This window comes from Burkholderia sp. Ed8, assembly GCF_040761425.1.
Taxonomy (GTDB): Bacteria; Pseudomonadota; Gammaproteobacteria; order Burkholderiales; family Burkholderiaceae; genus Burkholderia; species Burkholderia seminalis.
Window position 1 is genome coordinate 780,699 of sequence record NZ_CP142885.1, and the last position, 18,229, is coordinate 798,927.

Below are 18,229 nucleotides of genomic sequence, written 5' to 3' on the forward strand. Positions count from 1 at the left end.
CGGGTTCAGGCCGTGCGTCGCGCGGACAGGCGATTCCACAACAGGCCGGAGCGGCTGCCGCTTCGGCAATACGCGAGCACCGGCTTCTGCAGCGTGTCGACCAGTGCGCCGAACGCGTCGATCTCCGCGTCGCCGATCTGGTCGCGCTCGACCGGCAGGTAGCGTGCCTCGAGGCCCAGTTCGCGGGCGGCGGCGGCGATCTCGTCGAACGCCGGCTGATCGTCGCCTTCGCCGTCGGGCCGGTTGCAGATGACCGAGCGGAAGCCGGCATTGCGGATCGCCTTCAGGTCGGCCGGCGTGATCTGGCGCGACGCGGAGAACCCGTTCGCCGCCGTCGCGCGGCACTGCTCGATCGCCTTGCGGAAACACGCGATCGCGAAGTCGACGTCCTGCTCCGTCGTGAAGCGGCCGAAGCTGATGCGCACCGTGCGGCCGGCCGTTTCCGCATCGAGGCCGAGCGCGGTGAGCACGTGCGACGGTGCGCCGCTGGTCGAGTTGCACGCGGAGGTCGACGAGACGGCGAGCGCTTCGCCGAGCATGAACGGGAAGAAGCCCGGGGCGTTCACGGTCAGGCTCAGCGTATGCGGGATGCGGCGCGCGGCGGCTGCATTCTGCGTGACGTCGCCGAGCGCGAGCAGCGCGTCGGTCAGGCGTGCGCCGAGCGCGGCGATCCGTGCGGTTTCGCCGTCGAGCTTGTCGGCGGCGAGTGCGCATGCGACACCCATGCCGACGATCTGATGCGTCGCGAGCGTGCCCGAGCGCAACCCGCGCTCGTGACCGCCGCCGTGAATCTGCGGTGCGATGCGATCGGCGATCTCGCGGCGCACGAACAGCGCGCCGATACCCTTGGGCCCGTAAACCTTGTGCGCCGACATCGACATCATGTCGATGCCGAGCGCGCGCACGTCGATCGGCGTCTTGCCGAGCGCCTGCGCGGCGTCGACGTGGAGCAGCGCGCCCGCGGCGTGCACGAGGCGGGCGATCGCGCCGATGTCGGTCAGCGTGCCGATCTCGTTGTTCACGAGCATCAGCGACACGAGGCCCGTCTCGGGACCGATGGCGGCCGCCACCGCGTCGGCGGTGATCTCGCCGTCGCGCGTGGGCGTCAGGAACGTGACCTGCGAGCCGTGCTTCGCCAGGCTGGCCATCGTGTCGAGGATGGCCTTGTGCTCGATGCGGCTCGTGATCAGGTGGCGCTTGCCGGCCGCGTTTTCCGCATAGCCTTTCAGCGCGAGGTTGTTCGATTCGGTGGCACCCGACGTCCAGACGATCTCGTCGGCATCCGCGCCGATCAGTGCGGCGACTTGCGCGCGTGCGTGCTCGACCTTGTCTTTCGCCAGCCGGCCGGCGGCGTGCGAACTCGACGCGGGGTTGCCGAAGATGCCGTCGAAGCCGAGGCAGGCCGTCATCGCGTCGATCACGCGCGGATCGGCCGGCGTCGTGGCGGCGTAGTCGAGGTAGTGCAGCGGGTGGGTGTCGCTCATTTCCGTCTCTTGCTCATTGCATGGTGACGGAAATGATACGGGGGACAGAAGGGAAAAAGGATCCAAAGTTGGCTGGTAATTCGGTCTGATATGAAATGACGTTTTATCCTGATGCCAAATTGGGGAATTTGGTTCTCATTCGATGCGAGGGCCTTTCTGTCCGGATGAGACGCGCGCCCTCCCGCGTTCCCGGGTGGTGCTGTATCCGGGCGCTTGCAAGTCCATGAGGGATTCCCCGATGCGGCGCGCGTGAGCGCCGCTTCAACACGGCGTCGACGCGCGCGACGCTTCCCTGCCGGTCCTTCCTGCCCGCCGTTCCCGATTATTTGCGTTTCGCGAATGGCGCGTTCGCCGGTTGTTCCATACCCGATTCGCGGCCATACCCCTATCGTGGCGACGTCGGCCGGGCGAATTCGACGCGTCGAATCCGGGCGCCGGCCGGCACTTCATTGCGATTCGCATCGCACACAAAAACCATCGGACCGGACCCACGCGCAGGCGCTGCGGCGCGCGCGGGCGAACCGGCGTCCACGGAGACGGACATGAAAGCAAACGAGTGGGATACCGCATACGAGTGGAGGGCAGTCACGCTGCTGGCGCTCGGTTTCGGGCTGGTCGGCCTCGACCGCTGGCTCATCGCGCCGCTGTTTCCTTCGATCATGAAGGACCTGAACCTGACCGCGCAGGACGTCGGCAACTGCATCGGCGTGCTCGGCCTGTCGTGGGGCATCTTCGCGGCGCTGATGGGCGGCATCTCCGACAAGATCGGCCGCAGGAAGGTGCTGATTCCGGCCATCATCGCGTTCTCGCTGCTGTCGGGGTTCTCGGGGCTCGCGGGCGGGCTGCTCGGCCTGATGGCGATTCGCGGGCTGATGGGCGTCGCGGAAGGCTCGTTCTGCCCGACCAGCTTCGCGGCGACGGCCGATGCGTCGCATCCGCGGCGGCGCGGCCTGAACCTCGGGCTGCAGCAAAGCGGCTTCGCACTGTTCGGTCTCGCGCTGTCGCCGATCATCGCCACGCAACTGCTCGGCTTCGTGTCGTGGCGCTGGGTCTTTGCGCTGGTGGCCGTGCCCGGCCTGGTGCTCGGCGCGATCATGTTCTTCGTGATTCGCGAGCCGAAGGTGGTAAAGGAAGTCGCCGCGGAACATGCGCCGGCATCGCTCGGCCATGTACTCAAGAGCCGCAACATCCTCGTCGCGATGGCCGCACTGTGCTGCGCGATGACGGGCGTCTTCGTGCTCGGCGCGCTGCTGCCGCTGTACCTGACCGATTACCTGGCGCTCGGTACGCAGAAGATGGGCCTCGTCGTCTCGGCGATCGGCTTCGGCGGTTTTCTCGGGCAGTTCGGGTTGCCGGGTCTTTCCGATCTGGTCGGCCGCCGCATCGCGAGCATCGTCGGTTTCGCGGGAACGGCCGCGATGCTCTACCTCTTCCGTGGTCTCGGCCCGCAGCCGCTCGCGCTGTTCGGCGTGCTGTTCGTCGCATCGTTCTTCACGCTCGGGCTGGTGTCGCTGCTGTCCGGCCCGGTCGCGACCGAAGCCGCACCGGTCGGCCTCGTGTCGACGTCCATCGGCGTGGTGGTCGGCGTCGGCGAGATCTTCGGCGGCGGCATCGCGCCGGCGCTGGGCGGTTATGTCGCCGCACACTTTGGCATCCAGAACATTCTGTGGTTGCCGATGTGCGCGGTCCTGCTCGGTATCGTGGTCAGTCTGCTGTTGAAGGAAACCGCGCCGGCCGTGTTGCAGCGCCGCGCGGTCGTGCCGCCGGAGCTGGCGGCCGGAGAGCAATCGCGGTAACGCGCGGTGCGCCGCGCAATTGACATCGATTCGGCGACACTGTGACGCTTTTCACATGACACAGCCCGATTCCCGCGCGGGTAGACTGCCGGTTTCGCTGTCGAAAAAGGGCGCGGTATGGACCGGTTCCTGAGCATCGAGGCATTCGTGAGAGTGGCCGAGGCGAGCAGCTTCGCGGAGGCCGCGCGGCAGCTGGGTGTGACGAGTTCGGTCGTGACGAATCGCATCCAGCAGCTCGAGAAGTTCGTCAACGCGCCGTTGTTCCATCGCAGCACGCGCCACGTGCGCCTGTCGGACGTGGGCGAGACGTTCTATCGCGAGTGCGCGGAGGTGGTCGGGCGCGTCAACGAGCTGACGGACCAGATGCGCGAGCTTCGCGCGACGCCGACCGGGCGGCTGCGTATCCAGATGCTGCCCGGCTTCGCGCTCGATCACTTCGGCGCGCCGCTGGCGGCCTTCAATCAGCGCTACCCGGGCATCCAGCTCGACATCATCGTCAACGACCGTGTGGTCGACCCTGTCGAAGAAGGGTTCGACATCGCGTTCCAGATCTTCCCGCCGATTTCCGAATCGCTGATCGAGCGACGGCTGTTCACGGTCCGGCGTCTCTTTTGCGCGGCACCCGCCTACGTCGACGCGCATGGTGCGCCACAACATCCGCGCGAATTGCTGCAGCACACGACGGCGCTGTATTCGGGCTATCCGTCACGTAACCGCTGGACCATGACGCGCGGCGACGAGGTCGTCGAAATGGAGCTGCCGGGCATGATCCGCTCGAACTCCGTCCACCTGCTGCGCGAATACGCGCTGACCGGCGGCGGGGTCGTCTGTTTGCCGACGCTCGTGGCGAGCGACGCGCTCGTCGCGGGCCGCCTGGTACCGATCCTCACCGACTACCAGCTCGCGCCGCTGAGCTTCGCCGCCGTTTATCCCGCAACGCAGCGACAGGCGCTGAAGGTCAAGGCGCTGGTCGAATTCCTCGCCGAATACATCGGCGACGAATCGCCGTGGGATCTCCCGCTGCTGGCGCGCGGCTGGGTGCGTTGAGCCGCGCGGATTATTCGCGAAACGCAAATGCCGTAATCGCCGTCCGTTGCCTTGTTGCTGCCGTGCGTTGCCCCTAGAGTGGAATCCAACAAGCGGTTCAACTCAGGAGACAGCAATGACCAGCACGGCATTCCACACCGTCTTCGGCTCGCTCGACGGTTACCGGAAGGGCGAGATCGAAATCACCAGCGGCAGCGCGCAGCACTACGCCTTCTCGAACGTCTTCGAGGTGGCATCGAAGTCGGCCCCTTATGAAAAGGTCGTCGCCGGCAAGAATCTCGAATACGTGATCGAAGTGTTGAGGACCGACGGCCAGTCGCCGTGGTTCGCCTGTGCGCACGACGAGTTCACGATCCAGATGGACGGCGAAGTCCGGATCGATTTCATCAAGCTCGACCACCCGCCGAGATCGGGCCGCGGCACCGTGAGCGCCGGCCCGCAGCCGGCCGGCCGGAACATGGGGTACGTCGTGTTGCGCCAGGGCCATCAGGCGCTGCTGCCGGCCGGCTGCGCGTATCGCTTCACCGCGAGCCGGCCGGGCGTCGCGCTCGTGCAGACCGTCCTCGGCGAACTGTCCGTCGAGAAGTGGGCCGAGATCTGCCTGCACTGACCTTCCGACCTCATTCGACTATTCCAGGAGACACGTTATGGCCACCCTCGACACCCTCGACACCCTCGATCCGTCCACGGGCTTTGCCGCCGATCTGGTGCGATCGACCGACGCCGATGCCGTGACCGGCTACCGCCGCTTCCAGCTCGGCGAATTCGAATTCCAGCGCGACGAATACTTCGTGAAGATCAGCTGGCCCGCGAAAGGCCAGACGCGCACGCATGCGATGCCGGCGGATGCGTTCCTGCGCGCGATGATGCGTGACGTCGCCTGGGGCTTCTTCTACGGCTGGGTGAACTTCGACCACGTGTTCGGCACGCGCAATCACTACGGAAAGGTCGACATGTATGCGGGCACCTTCAACGGCATCCTGAAGGATGCCGGTGTCGACTATACCGAGACCTTCGACACGCCGACGATCATGGCGACCTTCAAGGCGATGCTGCACGACTGGACGAACGAAGGCTTCGATCCGTTCGCGGCGCCCGAGGAAACGGGGACCGCGTTCGGCCGCAAGCACGGCGACAACGGCTCGGCGATCGAGCGCACGCGTATCGCGACGCGCCGCATGCCGGGCCTCGAAGGCGATTCGCCGCTGCGCGACGCACTGCCGGTCAACCGCGCGTTCCTCGACGTCGCGCATGACGAGCCGGACGTGCACGTCGAGCCGGGCTTCGAAGGCGAGCTGCACGCGTTCAACCTGTTCAAGTACCTGTCGCGCTCGGACGTGACGTGGAATCCGTCGGTGACGTCGGTGTGCGGGCGCAGCCTGTTCTGCCCGACCACCGAGGAATTCATCCTGCCGGTGTTCCACGGCAACGACCGCGTCGAATGGTTCCTGCAACTGTCCGACGAAATCGTGTGGGACATCGGCGACAAGAATACCGGCGCGCCGCGTGCGCGCATCACGATGCGCGCGGGCGACATCTGCGCGATGCCGGCCGACATCCGCCACCAGGGCTATTCGACGAAGCGGTCGATGCTGCTGGTCTGGGAAAACGCGACGCCGGACCTGCCGCGGCGCTACGAGAGCGGCGAGCTTGCGCCGTACCCGATCGCGTTCTGAGCCGCGCGCCAGCGACGGCTTCCGCTTCAGCCCTACACCGAGGACGATTCATGCAAACCCAACTCTTCATCGACGGGCGTTTCGTCGACGCCGTCGAGCGCGGCACGATCGACGTGCTGAACCCGCACGACGGTGCCGTCATCGCGAAGATCGCGGCGGCCACCGCGGCGGACGTCGATCTGGCCGTCGAAGCCGCGACGCGCGCCTTTCCGACATGGTCGGCGATGCCGGCGGCCGAACGCGGGCGTCTGCTGCTGCGCCTGGCCGATGCGATCGAAGCCAACGCGGACGAACTGGCGCGGCTCGAATCGCTGGATACCGGTCACCCGATTCGCGATTCGCGTTCGCTCGACGTGCCGCGCACGGCCGCATGCTTTCGTTATTTCGGCGGCATGGCCGACAAGCTGCAAGGCTCGGTGATTCCGGTCGAGACCGGTTTCCTGAACTACGTGCAGCGCGCGCCGATCGGCGTGGTCGGCCAGATCGTGCCGTGGAATTTTCCGCTGATGTTCACGAGCTGGAAGATGGGCCCGGCGCTGGCGGCCGGCAACACGGTGGTGCTCAAGCCGTCGGAAATCACGCCGCTGTCGACGCTGCGCATCGTCGAGCTGATGGCGGAAGTCGGGTTTCCCGCCGGCGTCGTCAATATCGTGCCCGGTTACGGTCATACGGCAGGCCAGCGGCTCGCCGAACATCCGGGCGTCGGCAAGATCGCGTTCACGGGGTCGACCGCGACCGGCCGGCGGATCGTCGAAGCGTCGCAGGGCAACCTGAAGCGCGTGCAGCTGGAGCTGGGCGGCAAGGGCGCCAACATCGTGTTCGACGATGCGAACCTCGATGCGGCGATCAACGGCGCTGCGTGGGCGATCTTTCACAACCAGGGGCAGGCGTGTATCGCGGGCTCGCGTCTCGTGCTGCACGAACGGATCGCGGATGCGTTCCTCGAGCGCTTCGTCGCGCTCGCGTCGTCGATCCGCATCGGCAATCCGCTGGATGCGAATACCGAAATGGGGCCGCTCACGTCGAAGCAGCACCTCGAGCGCGTGCTGTCGTATGTCGACGTCGCGCGCGAGCAGGGCGGCCGCGTGCTCACCGGCGGCAGCGCGCCGCAGGATCCGGCGCTCGCCAACGGCTACTACGTGCGCCCGACGGTCATCGAGGCGAAGCGCGCCAACGATCGCGTCGCGCAGGAGGAAGTGTTCGGCCCGTTCGTCACCGTGTTGCGCTTCGGCAGCGACGAAGAGGCGCTCGCCATTGCCAACGCGACGGAATACGGGCTCGGCAGCGGCCTCTGGACCCAGAATCTGTCGCGTGCCCACAAGATGGCGTCGCGGATCAACGCCGGCATGTGCTGGATCAACTGCTACAAGCGCGTCAATCCGGGCAGCCCGTTCGGTGGCGTCGGCAAGTCGGGCTACGGCCGCGAGATGGGTTTCGAGGCCATGCACGACTACACGGAAGCGCGATCGGTGTGGGTCAACGTCGACGGCAACGTGCCGCCGCACTTCAAGCGCTGAGGTTCGCATGGAGCGCTTCGTCTATCAGGGCACGCCCTCCCGCGTGGTATTCGAATGGGGGGCGCTCGACAGGCTGCCGGACGAGCTGGCGACGCTCGGCGCCCGCCGCGCGCTCATCCTGTCCACACCCGAACAGCGGCCTCTCGCCGACCGGGTGACGGACATACTGGGCGAGCGCGCGGCCGGCGTGTGCGCGCAGGCCGTCATGCACGTGCCGATCGACGTCGCGCGCGCGGCCCGCGAGATGGCCGCCGAACGGGGCGCGGACTGCTGCATCGCGATCGGCGGCGGGTCGACGATCGGGCTGGGCAAGGCCATCGCGCTCGAATCGCCGCTGCCGATCCTGGCCGTGCCGACGACGTATGCCGGCTCGGAGATGACGCCGATCTACGGGCTCACGGAAGGCCGCTTGAAGCGCACCGGGTGCGATGTGCGCGTGCTGCCGCGTACCGTGCTGTACGACCCGTCGCTGACGGTGTCGCTGCCGCCGGGCATTTCGGCGGCGTCGGGCGTCAATGCGATCGCGCATGCGGTCGAGGCGCTCTATGCGGAAGATGCGAACCCCGTGATCAGCCTGATGGCCGAAGAAGCGATTCGCGCGCTCGGCGAAGCGCTGCCTGGCGTGGTGCGCGATCCGGCGGACCGGCCGATGCGCAGCCGCGCGCTGTATGGCGCGTGGCTCGCCGGGACCTGCCTCGGTGCGGTCGGCATGGCGTTGCACCATAAGCTCTGTCACACCCTCGGCGGCACGTTCAACCTGCCGCACGCACAGACGCACGCGGCGATGTTGCCGCATACCGCGCATTACAACCACGCGGCGGCGCCGGATGCGTTGCGTCGCGTCGCGCGGGCACTGGGCGGGAACGACGCGGCCGACGCCGGCCCGTTGCTGTTCGGGCTGAACGAGCAGCTCGGCATCGCGCCGGCGCTCGCCGCGATCGGGATGCCGCGGGAAGGGCTCGACGAGGCGGCCGATCTCGCATGCAAGAACCCGTATGCGAATCCGCGGCCGATCGAGCGCGCGGCGATTCGCGCGCTGCTTCAGGACGCATGGGAAGGCCGTGCGCCGCGTTGAGCGGCGTGATGCGCCAATGGAGAAAGACTGATGAATGACTCCATCGACCGGAGCTGATCGTCATGGCTCGATTTTTCGCGGTATTGGCGACGGACCAGCCCGGCATGCGCGACGTGCGCGATCGTGTGCGGCCGATTCATCGGACCTATCTGCGTGCGGCTGCCGAGCACGGCGTGGTCGTGCGGCTCGGCGGCCCGACGCTCGACCCGCAGGGCGACGCGATGAACGGTACGCTGCTCGTCGTCGAGGCGGACGACATTCATGCGGTGATGCGGTTCGTTGGTAACGACCCGTACGTGAAGGAGGGGTTGTTCTCGCACGTGGAAGTGCGCCCGTGGGACTGGAGCCTCGGCAACCCCGAGCAGCGGGTGTGAGCGATGGAAGCGAGACGACTCTGCCGCGTTTCCGAGGTGCCCGACGGCGGCGCGCGCGTCGTCGACGAAGCGTGCCTCGGGCGTCCCGTCATCGTCGTGCGGCGTGGCGAGCAGGTATGGGCGTACGTGAATCGATGCCCGCACTTTTCCGTCCCGCTCGATTACGTGCCGGGCAATGTCTCCTGCTATCGGTCGCAGGTGCTGATGTGCGCACATCACAGCGCGCTGTTCCGCTTCGACGACGGCGTGTGCATCGACGGGCCGTGCACGGGGGCCGGACTGGAAGCCGTGGCGGTCGACGTGGATTCCTCGGCGTGGGTCATTTCTCGAGAGCCGTGAATCACGGATCCTGATCGGCTCGGGTGCGACACCGGTTCACGTAAAGAATTTCACGATAATCAATCAGTAAAACTAATCATGATTTTGATGGTGATGTAGCAGCCCGAATCAGGGCGATTTTACACGAGGCAACAAGCGAGCACCCGCCGCCTGGCGCGGTGACGGGCTCGTATTTCCATAAAAAAGACGGAGACAACATGAAACTCAGGTTTGGCGTATTCGCGGTGCTTGCCGTCGCGCAGGGCGCATGGGCGCAGAGCAGTGTGACGATGTTCGGTCTGATCGACGCCGGCATCTCGTATGTCAGCAACGAGGGCGGCGGCAAGAACGTCAAGTTCGACGACGGCATCTATGCGCCGAATCTGTTCGGCTTGCGCGGCACCGAAGACCTCGGCGGCGGATATCGCGCCGTGTTCGCGCTCGTGAACCAGTTCTCGATGGCGAACGGCAGCATCGTCGGGACCGGGATCTTCGGGCGCAACGCGTACGTCGGCCTCGACAGCGACCGGTTCGGCAGCATCACGCTGGGAAATCAATACGACTTCATGGTCGACGCGCTTTTCAACAAGGGGAATGCGATCGGGCGGGACATCTCGGGGCTGTACGGTTTCAGGAACGGGCCGTTCCAGCGTCTCGCGCTGCCGGGCAATCCGACCGGCGCATTCGACTGGGACCGCACGGCAGGCAGCAAGCCGATCGCGAATTCGGTCAAGTACACGTCGCCGACGGTCTCGGGCTTTTCCGGCGGCGTGATGTATGCGTTCGGCGGGGTGGCCGGATCGATCGGTGCGGACAACGCCGTCAGTGCCGGCGTGAACTACGAGATGGGCGCTTTCGGCGTGGGCGCGGCATACACGAACGAGAAATATGGCTCGGCGCCGGGTGTGCCGTCGACCAGCGTGCGCAACTGGGGCGTCGGCATGCACTACGACTTCGGTGTCGTGAAGGCGACGGCACTGGTGACCACCGTGCGGAATGCGTTCAACGATGCCGGTGTGTGGATGGCGGAAGCAGGCGGCCTGTGGCGGATCAGGCCGGACGTCGTCCTGGGCGCGAAGTACATGTACATGAAAGGCAACGAAGCGGTGAACGACAACCACGCGCATCAGGTCAGCGTGGCGCTTCAGTACCTGTTGTCGAAGCGGACCATGGTGTACGTGTCGGCCGATTACCAGCGCGCCAATAGCGGCGCGAATGCGCAGGTGAATGGCGTGCTCGATCCGAACGGTGCGTCGAGTTCGGCAAGTCAGACGGTGGCTCGGCTCGGGTTGCATACGGTGTTTTGAGGGAGCGGAGCCGACGCCGCACGACGGTGCGCGGGTCCGGCTCCGTCGCGTGCGACGGTTCCCGGCGTCAGCCGGCCGATGCGGCGGCCGCCTTCACCTTGTCCTGCTCCGCCGCCAGCGCCGCATCGGCCGCCTGTGCGCGCTGGATGGCGGGGCGTGCGAGCACGCGATCGAGATAGTGGCGCACCGCCGGCGTCTCGGGCATCAGTTTGAACATCGTGATCCAGTTCAGCGCGGACGCCCACAGCACGTCCGCTGCGGTGAAGCGTTCGCCGAGCAGATAAGGCCCGTTGGCCAGTTGCGCGCCGATCGTGTCGACGACGGTATCGAAGTCGCCGTAGGGTGACGTCGAATACGGAGCAGGCGGGCGGTTCATCGATCGATCGACGATGGCCGGCTCGAAGCACGATCCGTAGAACACCATCCAGCGCAGGTACGAGCCGCGCAGCGGATCGCCCGTCGCCGGCGCCAGGCCGGCTTCCGGATACAGTTCCGCCGCATAGAGATAGACGGCGGCCTGCTCGGTGACGACCACGTCGCCGTGGCGCAGGGCGGGCACCTTGCCCAGCGGATTGATCGCCCGATAGGCGGGCTCGCGATGCTGGTCGGCGGACAGGTCGAACGCGTGCAGTGCATAGTCGGCGTTCAGTTCCTCGAGCAGCATGCGGGCGCCGGCCGACCGGCTGCGCGGCGAATGGTAAAGGATCAGGTGGCGGTCTGGCGGCATGGCGGACTCCATGGCGTGGTCGGGAAGCGGGTGTCCAATGTAGGCCGGCGCGCGCGGCATCGTCTTGGAAAAATCCGCTGTGGCGGTGCATCATCACGGTATTCCCTCTCGCCGTTCACACCATGTCCGACCTGCGCAACGTGACCGATAGCCCCAAGGGCGTGGTCGGCCCTCGGGCCGCCCTGCAGCGCTTCCGCCTGAATCGCTACTATCCGTGCGCCGCACTGGCCGGCGTGCTCGATCACCACTGGATCGTCGAATGGGATTTGCGCGACCAGCCGCCCCATGTGCAGCGCACGCTGCCGTATCCCTGCGTGAACCTGGTGTTCGACCGGCGGCAGACGGGCATTTTCGGCGTGGTGTCCGGCGCATTCGAGACGACGCTGGCCGACACGGGGCGCGTCATTGGGCTGCGATTCCGGCCCGGCGCGTTTCGGGCGTTTTTCGGCAAGCCCGTGCATCTGATGACCGACAAGGTGCTGCCGGTGTCGACGCTGCTCGACTGCAGCGATGCGCAGGCCGAGGCGGCGGTGCTCGGTGCGCAGGACGATGCGGGCATGGTATCGGCCGCGGAGTCGTTGCTGTTGCGCGTGCTGCCGCCGCCCGATCCTCAGGTGGAGCGTATCCACGGCTTGCTGCAGATGCTGCAGCAGGACATCGGCATCACGCAGGTGCGCGATCTGGCCGAACGCGCCGGCTTGAGCGAGCGCACGCTGCAGCAGCTCTTTGCCGACTACGTGGGGGTGACGCCGAAGTGGGTGATCTGTCGATATCGCCTGCACGAGGCGGCTGACCGGCTGGCCGGCGGACAGCCGGTCGATCTGGCGGAACTCGCGCAGGCGCTCGGCTATTTCGATCAGGCGCACTTCACGCGCGATTTTCGCAAGCTGGTGGGGAAGGCGCCGGCGGAGTATCGGCGGGAGGACGGGCAGGCATGAGTGTGTGGATGCCCGATGGGCGCCGCAGCACACATCCCGTTGTTTGTTGTCGGCCGGGCAACACGGTAGTGTGCCCGTGGGCCTGCCGCCGCGCCGACAACGAACCTATGATGGGGCGAGCCGGCCCTCGGTGACGGTCAACACCGAGGGGTGCGCTGCCGATCATTCCACCCTATAGTGCTCGTCGTTGATCGATCTGCAAGCCAATCAGGAGTGTGTCGTGTTTCACCGGAAATCCAAATGGGGTCGTTCGAACCTGGCGTGCATCGTCGCCCTGGCGACGATGCTGGCGACGGCCGCCGCGCACGCAGAGACGGAGACTGTCGACGGCGCGACGCGCATCGCGTCGGCCGTCAATCGCGACGCGTCGCCGGCCCGGCCGATTGTCGGCGACGACCCGGCCGTCATCCGCGATGCGCTGCAGAAACTGCACGTCGGCACGCGCTCGCCTTCGTTGCGCGACCGGGTTCGCGGTCTGGTTCCCGGTGCGACCGACCGGCGCGGATCGAATTCCGACCTGGCGGCCGTCGGTCTGGATCGTGACGTGACGTTCGTGGTGCCGGTGCGGTACGGGGTGAGGTACCGGTCGCGGCGGCACCTGTTGACGCTGGATGTCGACCTGTTCGACGCGGAGCGCGGCGACCGGACGGGCATCCTGCTCAGCAAGGTCACGACGGGGCCACGAGGGCGCGGGCTCGTGATTGCGCCCGAAGCGAAGGCAAAAGGGTATATCCAGCACGTCGACGTCATCGAACTCGACGCCGGGGAAGGCAAAAAGACCACCGTTCGTAGCCGCATGCGGCTTTCGCCCGCCGAGTACGCCCGGACGCAGGGCGACTTCGCGCTCGTTTTTTCCGGGCACCTGGTTCGGCCTTACCTGACCGACCAAACCGAACATGCCGATCCGAGTATCGAGGAGCCGACGGACATCACGACGAGGGTCTCCACGTTGCACGTGGATCTCCATGACATCCGGCTCGTGAGCCCGTCGAGCGGCGTCGTGGTGTCGAAGAAGCTGGCTTTGTCGAAGTAGCGGGTGTCGGCGACGAGGGTATGCCGGCGTGTGGACAGACAAGGGCCGGATCGGTGATGCGGTCCGGCTGAAGCGCCGTTTTCCGGGGCTTCTTGCCCGCCGGCAGGTTTTCGGTATAATGAACCCACGTTCGAAATGCCGAACGTGACACATCAAGCATCCAGAGTCGGATTATCCGACGCCAACCTGCCCTCCCGGGCAAGGTGGACGCCTTCGAGGCGATGCGGCCGATTGACGGCAACGAAACGGGAGCAGCATGGCTGGCACCGGTTCGATAACCATTCATCCGGAGCAACCATGAGCCAAGTTTCCTCCGCTTCCCGCCCGACCCTCTGTGAAGACTGGTCGCAGTTCCTTCCCGGTTTCACGTTGACGCATACCGTTCATCTCGTATCGAAACGGAATCCGGGCATCGTCTCGACCGCGGCCGCCGTGCTCGAAGGTGAAACGGCGACGGTCGACCGGTGGGCCATCACCCGCTGTGGCGACGTGCTCGAGCAAAAGATCGTTCTCGGTGAAATGACGGAAGGGCAGGCGGTGCGTCTGCGCGAACGGCTTGCCGCGCTCGATGGTGTATTGCGCACGAGGGTGGAGCATCATTTCGTGCGGGCGGGGTGAGGCGCGTTCGGAAATGAATCGGAGGGGGCTGTTGGGCGAGGCGGTTGCGTCGTTGCCGTGTGTAGCTATCCGGATTAGAAGTCGTTACACAATTGGCCGTAGGCCGAGTGAGTGCGAAACCGTAAGCGCTTTTGTTTCCCCGTCGCGTTGCCGAGACTGACGCGCGAATGAAAAAGTGCATGAATTTTGGGGCATCAGGATTAGAAGCGTTTACGCACGCCAGGCAAGGCTTTTTCGGGAGCTTGTCAATTTCGATGGGATATCCTAGATACAGCGTCAGGGTTTGTAGGTCTTGCTCTCGCCTTCTCTGTCATCTTCCTCTCTGCCTCCGCTGCGGCTGTCGTTGCCTTGCCACTTCTGCTTATCGCTGCACTTATCGGTATCTTCATCAACTACTTCAAAGGAAAGGAAGTGGATGAGTGGCTGGAACGATGCTTTTTTGGGTTGAAAGAGGCCAAAGACCGATTTCCGACACTGGCCGAAGACCAAAAGGCATTTGCTGCAATGCTTTCGTGATGGAGAAATGAGATGGCATTTGATGGACTCTCGTGGTATCGCCTGAACCGGCCGGTCAGCGAGGAAGAGCAGGCCGCTCGCCTTGCGACCGAACGGCCCGCGTCTGATACGCCCAAGGATGACCGTTCCGTGTTCTCGATGAGCGATACCTGCCTCGAGGTCCGCAATGGAACCTATTCGGAGAAGGGCTGGGGGGTCTTTGCGTTTATGCTGCCAGGGCTCGGTTCGTTAGCGGCTCTCGCGTTTATTCTTTGGCAGATGGCCCATCTACCTCCAATCTACGAGCAGCGAGGACAGCAGGGCCTCATGTACGGTGCGCTGGGCTTTTTCCTGTTTGTCGCGCTCTGTTTCTCGGGACTTGGCATTTGGGCATTGACGCGCGACTGTTTCAACTACATCAGCAAACCCGTTCGCTTTGATCGGCGCAACCGGATGATTTATGCGTTCAAGCACAATGGCCCTGGCGGGGTTGTGTCAGTACCTTGGGATAGTGCCTTCCTGTACGTTGAACGCAAACCCAGACAGGGCCTCGCGCGTACCACACCGCGTATGGTTCGCTGCCTTGTTCTCGACGACAAGGGTCTGGTTAAGGACACGTTTTCGGTAGGAACACGAGTCGTCTTGGCGTTCGATGAGAGCAGTGTGGGAGGCCAGGAGGTCATGAAAATCCTTTACCAGGATTTCGAGTTCTACCGACGGTTTATGGAGGAAGGCCCCGCTTCCGTACCGCCCGTAACAGAGTTCCTGCCGAGGGGAGCCTCCCTGCGCAATTCGCTGAGGTTGAATTTTGAAGGCTGGTCTGCCCTGACTAACTCGCGCAATCCGATCGTGTGGCTGGTAATGGGGATTGGCGCACTTCCAGCATTCATTTTCTCTCTGATGCAGTGGTTCGCCCAACTGACTTGCCGTGAGCCGGTGTGGCCTGAAAATATCGAACGTGCATGCAATGCCGAGGCCCCGTCCAAAGGGCTGACTGTATGAGCCGACGGTTCATTCGTCAGAGCGATAAGACTGACCGCAACGGTGTAGTGGTTGACGGTATCGCTGGAACCTCGTTTCAAGGTCAACCTTTCGCTTATCTGGGCGCCGCTGTTCAGTGCCCAGCCTGCGGCACGATGGGCATCATCGTAAGCGACGGCTCACCACGTGCGATGACAATGATGGGTAAGCAGGTCGCGCTGGAGAACGATTTGTGTCAATGCAAATGCGAACCCCCGCCTAGACTGGTTGCGTCGCAGACTTTGGGCTCCATAAAGACATGATGGTTCGCTCAAGAACCCGCCTCGCCTGTATGAACCGAAAACACGCTCCCCCTCACTCCACCGTCACCGACTTCGCCAGATTCCTCGGCTTATCAATATCCGTCCCCCGCGCCAGCGCCGCGTGATATGCGAGCAGCTGCATCGGCACCGCATGCAGGATCGGCGATAGCGGCCCGTAATACTCGTTGAGCCGAATCACCTCGATCCCCTCGCTCGGCACCAGCCCACAGTCCACATCCGCGAACACGAACAGCCGTCCGTTCCGCGCGCTGACCTCATGCATGTTCGACCGGAGCTTTTCGAGCAGCATATCGTTCGGCGCGACCGCGATCACGGGCATCTCGTTGCTGACGAGCGCGAGCGGCCCGTGCTTCAGCTCGCCGGCCGGATAAGCCTCCGCATGGATATACGAAATCTCCTTCATCTTCAGCGCGCCTTCCAGCGCGATCGGGTAATGCATCCCGCGCCCGAGAAACAGCATGTTGTCGCGTCGTGCGAGCAACTCCGACCACCCCATGATCTGCGGCTCCAGCGCGAGCACTTTCGACATCGCATCGGGCAGGTGCCGCAGCGCGCGCAGATGCGTCTTCTCCTCGTCGTCGCTCAACCGCCCGCGCACCTGCGCCAGCGACAACGTCAACAGGAACAACGCAACGAGCTGCGTCGTGAACGCCTTCGTTGACGCCACGCCGATCTCGATGCCCGCGCGCGTCACGAACTGCAGCGCGCATTCGCGCATCAACGCGCTCGTCGAGACGTTGCAGATCGCGAGCGTATGCATCATCCCGCTCTTCTTCGCGATATGCACCGCGCCGAGCACGTCGGCCGTCTCGCCGCTCTGCGACACCGCGACCACCAGCGTGCGCGGATTCGGCACGCCGTCGCGATAACGAAACTCGCTCGCGATCTCGACGCTCGCCGGCAGCTTGGCGATGCTCTCGATCCAGTACTTCGCGGTCAGCGCCGCGTGATAACTGCCGCCGCACGCGAGCAGCAGCACCGAGTCGACATCGTTGAACACGCGCCACGCACCGTCGCCGAACAGCTCGGGCATGATCGACGACACGTCGAGCAGCGTATCGGCCACAGCCTGCGGCTGCTCGAAGATCTCCTTCTGCATGTAGTAGCGGTACGACCCGAGATCGGCCGCGCCGCTATGCGCGGCGACGCGTTGCACCGCGCGCTCGACGCGCTGGCCGTTCGCGTCGACGATCCAGTAGCGATGCAGCTGAATGTCGGCGACGTCGCCGTTCTCCAGATACGCGATGCGATCGGTGATGCCCGACAGCGCGATCGCATCGGACGCCAGGAAATTCTCGCCTTCGCCGACCCCGACCACGAGCGGCATCCCGTCGCGCGCGCCGACGATCCGGTGCGGCTCGTCGCGGCACATCACCGCGATCGCGTAGCTGCCGCGCAGCCGCGCCACCGCCCGCCGCACCGCATCGAACAGATCGCCGTCGTACAGGTGATCGATCAGGTGCGCGATCGCCTCGCTGTCGGTCTGGCTCGCGAACACATAACCGTGCGCCTGCAACTCCACGCGCAGTTGATCGCAGTTCTCGATGATGCCGTTATGCGACAGCGCGATGCGCGCATTGGCGTCGCTCGGCGAGAAGTGCGGATGCGCGTTGAGCGTGACGGGCGCGCCGTGCGTGGCCCAGCGCGTATGCGCGATGCCCGTGTAACCGGACAGCGCCTGCGCGGCGATGTCGCGCTGCAGGTTGGCCACGCGGTCGACGCTGCGCGCCCGCGCGAGCGCGCGGTCGCGATAGACCACGACGCCGCACGAATCGTAGCCGCGGTATTCGAGCCGCTTCAGGCCGTCGACCAGGTTCGGCAGGATGTCCCGCTGGGCGACCGCCCCGACAATTCCACACATATCGCGCTCCGTAAATGTCCTGTCTGGATCAGTGAGAGCGATGGTAGGGCGGGCTGTATGGAATTAAATTTCAAAAATCAAATGAAAATGAAACGTACCGCAGATCATCTATCATATTGAAATTAAATTTCACTCCCTTGACCGGAAGGAGCCGCTGATGGCCGGCATCACCCTCGACGATCTCGACCTGCGCATCCTCGCGATCCTGCAGGAGGATGCGTCGGTGTCGAACCTGCAACTGGCCGAGCGGGCGCTGTCGTCGCCGCCGACCTGCATGCGCCGCGTACGGCGTCTGACGGAGGCGGGCGTGATCCGCCGGCAGGTCGCGGTGCTCGACCCGGTCGCGATCGGTACGGCCGTCACCGCACTGATCGAGATCAGTCTCGACCGGCAGACAGCCGAGGACTACGACGCGTTCGAAACCTACGTCTGCGCGGAGCCGGCCGTCACGCAGTGCTACCGCGTGTCGCCCGGGCCAGATTTCGTCGTGGTGGCCGATCTGGCCGACGTCGCCGAATACGACGAATTCGCGCGACGGCTGTTCACCGGCGCATCGAACGTCCGCAACGTGCGAACGTTCTTCTCGACGCATCGCGCGAAATTCGAAGCGAACGCACGGGTCGCGCATGCGACGCGCAAACGCGCGTGACCTGACCGTA

General features: G+C 65.0%; 19 protein-coding genes and 1 riboswitch. Of the genes, 16 read left to right on the forward strand and 3 right to left on the reverse strand.

What is annotated here, in order from left to right; genetic code table 11:
* Positions 1-5: 5 nt before the first annotated feature.
* Positions 6-1,484 (reverse strand): aminotransferase class V-fold PLP-dependent enzyme, encoded by a 1,479-nt coding sequence (locus VXM69_RS03670; protein WP_034188471.1) that lies wholly within the window; start codon positions 1,482-1,484, stop codon positions 6-8.
* Positions 1,485-2,026: 542 nt separating this feature from the next.
* Here VXM69_RS03670 and VXM69_RS03675 point away from each other — a divergent pair.
* The 9 genes from VXM69_RS03675 to VXM69_RS03715 all read left to right on the forward strand — a co-directional run bounded on the left by VXM69_RS03675 (position 2,027) and on the right by VXM69_RS03715 (position 10,594).
* The gene (locus VXM69_RS03675; protein WP_069704442.1) at positions 2,027-3,280 is read left to right on the forward strand and encodes an MFS transporter; all 1,254 of its coding nucleotides are present in this window, start codon (positions 2,027-2,029) and stop codon (positions 3,278-3,280) included.
* A 117-nt stretch (positions 3,281-3,397) separates the two neighbouring features.
* Complete coding sequence (locus VXM69_RS03680) at positions 3,398-4,327, forward strand: LysR family transcriptional regulator (protein ID WP_034188469.1); 930 nt, start codon at positions 3,398-3,400, stop codon at positions 4,325-4,327.
* Positions 4,328-4,442: 115 nt separating this feature from the next.
* A complete protein-coding gene (locus VXM69_RS03685) occupies positions 4,443-4,937 on the forward strand; it encodes a hypothetical protein (protein WP_034188468.1) in 495 nt (164 codons plus the stop codon).
* Positions 4,938-4,974: 37 nt separating this feature from the next.
* The gene (locus VXM69_RS03690; RefSeq protein ID WP_367189015.1) at positions 4,975-6,003 is read left to right on the forward strand and encodes a hydroxyquinol 1,2-dioxygenase; all 1,029 of its coding nucleotides are present in this window, start codon (positions 4,975-4,977) and stop codon (positions 6,001-6,003) included.
* Between the two features lie 50 nt (positions 6,004-6,053).
* Positions 6,054-7,520, forward strand: coding sequence for an aldehyde dehydrogenase family protein (locus tag VXM69_RS03695; protein ID WP_034188466.1), 1,467 nt, complete (start codon positions 6,054-6,056; stop codon positions 7,518-7,520).
* A 7-nt stretch (positions 7,521-7,527) separates the two neighbouring features.
* Positions 7,528-8,595: a maleylacetate reductase gene (locus tag VXM69_RS03700; RefSeq protein ID WP_367189016.1), complete on the forward strand. Its 1,068-nt coding sequence runs from the start codon at positions 7,528-7,530 to the stop codon at positions 8,593-8,595.
* 62 nt (positions 8,596-8,657) lie between these two features.
* On the forward strand, positions 8,658-8,969 hold the full coding sequence (locus tag VXM69_RS03705; RefSeq protein WP_034188464.1) for a YciI family protein: 312 nt from the start codon (positions 8,658-8,660) through the stop codon (positions 8,967-8,969).
* Between the two features lie 3 nt (positions 8,970-8,972).
* Positions 8,973-9,308 carry a Rieske 2Fe-2S domain-containing protein gene (locus VXM69_RS03710; RefSeq protein ID WP_069704446.1) on the forward strand — a complete coding sequence of 112 codons (336 nt, stop codon included), beginning with the start codon at positions 8,973-8,975 and terminating at the stop codon, positions 9,306-9,308.
* Between the two features lie 197 nt (positions 9,309-9,505).
* Positions 9,506-10,594, forward strand: coding sequence for a porin (locus VXM69_RS03715; protein ID WP_059559853.1), 1,089 nt, complete (start codon positions 9,506-9,508; stop codon positions 10,592-10,594).
* Between the two features lie 67 nt (positions 10,595-10,661).
* Here VXM69_RS03715 and VXM69_RS03720 read toward each other — a convergent pair whose 3' ends face one another.
* Entirely contained in the window at positions 10,662-11,321 is a 660-nt protein-coding gene (locus tag VXM69_RS03720; RefSeq protein ID WP_367189017.1) for a glutathione S-transferase family protein, read from the reverse strand.
* Positions 11,322-11,443: 122 nt separating this feature from the next.
* Here VXM69_RS03720 and VXM69_RS03725 point away from each other — a divergent pair, with 122 nt between their 5' ends.
* The 6 genes from VXM69_RS03725 to VXM69_RS03750 all read left to right on the forward strand — a co-directional run bounded on the left by VXM69_RS03725 (position 11,444) and on the right by VXM69_RS03750 (position 15,688).
* Positions 11,444-12,259 (forward strand): helix-turn-helix domain-containing protein, encoded by an 816-nt coding sequence (locus VXM69_RS03725; protein ID WP_049034754.1) that lies wholly within the window; start codon positions 11,444-11,446, stop codon positions 12,257-12,259.
* A gap of 220 nt (positions 12,260-12,479) precedes the next feature.
* Entirely contained in the window at positions 12,480-13,292 is an 813-nt protein-coding gene (locus VXM69_RS03730) for a hypothetical protein (protein ID WP_367189223.1), read from the forward strand.
* 151 nt (positions 13,293-13,443) lie between these two features.
* Positions 13,444-13,547: riboswitch (SAM-I-IV-variant riboswitch) on the forward strand.
* Between the two features lie 42 nt (positions 13,548-13,589).
* A complete protein-coding gene (locus tag VXM69_RS03735) occupies positions 13,590-13,910 on the forward strand; it encodes a hypothetical protein (protein ID WP_154233749.1) in 321 nt (106 codons plus the stop codon).
* Positions 13,911-14,258: 348 nt separating this feature from the next.
* Positions 14,259-14,426: a hypothetical protein gene (locus VXM69_RS03740; protein ID WP_367189018.1), complete on the forward strand. Its 168-nt coding sequence runs from the start codon at positions 14,259-14,261 to the stop codon at positions 14,424-14,426.
* A gap of 12 nt (positions 14,427-14,438) precedes the next feature.
* Positions 14,439-15,407, forward strand: coding sequence for a DUF6708 domain-containing protein (locus VXM69_RS03745; RefSeq protein WP_367189019.1), 969 nt, complete (start codon positions 14,439-14,441; stop codon positions 15,405-15,407).
* Positions 15,404-15,688 (forward strand): PAAR domain-containing protein, encoded by a 285-nt coding sequence (locus VXM69_RS03750; RefSeq protein WP_175901198.1) that lies wholly within the window; start codon positions 15,404-15,406, stop codon positions 15,686-15,688. Before VXM69_RS03745 ends, VXM69_RS03750 begins: the two co-directional genes overlap by 4 nt.
* A gap of 52 nt (positions 15,689-15,740) precedes the next feature.
* Here the strand turns inward: VXM69_RS03750 and glmS are convergent, their stop codons facing one another.
* A complete protein-coding gene (gene glmS, locus VXM69_RS03755; RefSeq protein WP_367189020.1) occupies positions 15,741-17,570 on the reverse strand; it encodes a glutamine--fructose-6-phosphate transaminase (isomerizing) in 1,830 nt (609 codons plus the stop codon).
* Between the two features lie 157 nt (positions 17,571-17,727).
* Here glmS and VXM69_RS03760 point away from each other — a divergent pair, with 157 nt between their 5' ends.
* Positions 17,728-18,219, forward strand: coding sequence for an Lrp/AsnC family transcriptional regulator (locus VXM69_RS03760; protein ID WP_034188457.1), 492 nt, complete (start codon positions 17,728-17,730; stop codon positions 18,217-18,219).
* Positions 18,220-18,229 lie beyond the last annotated feature (10 nt).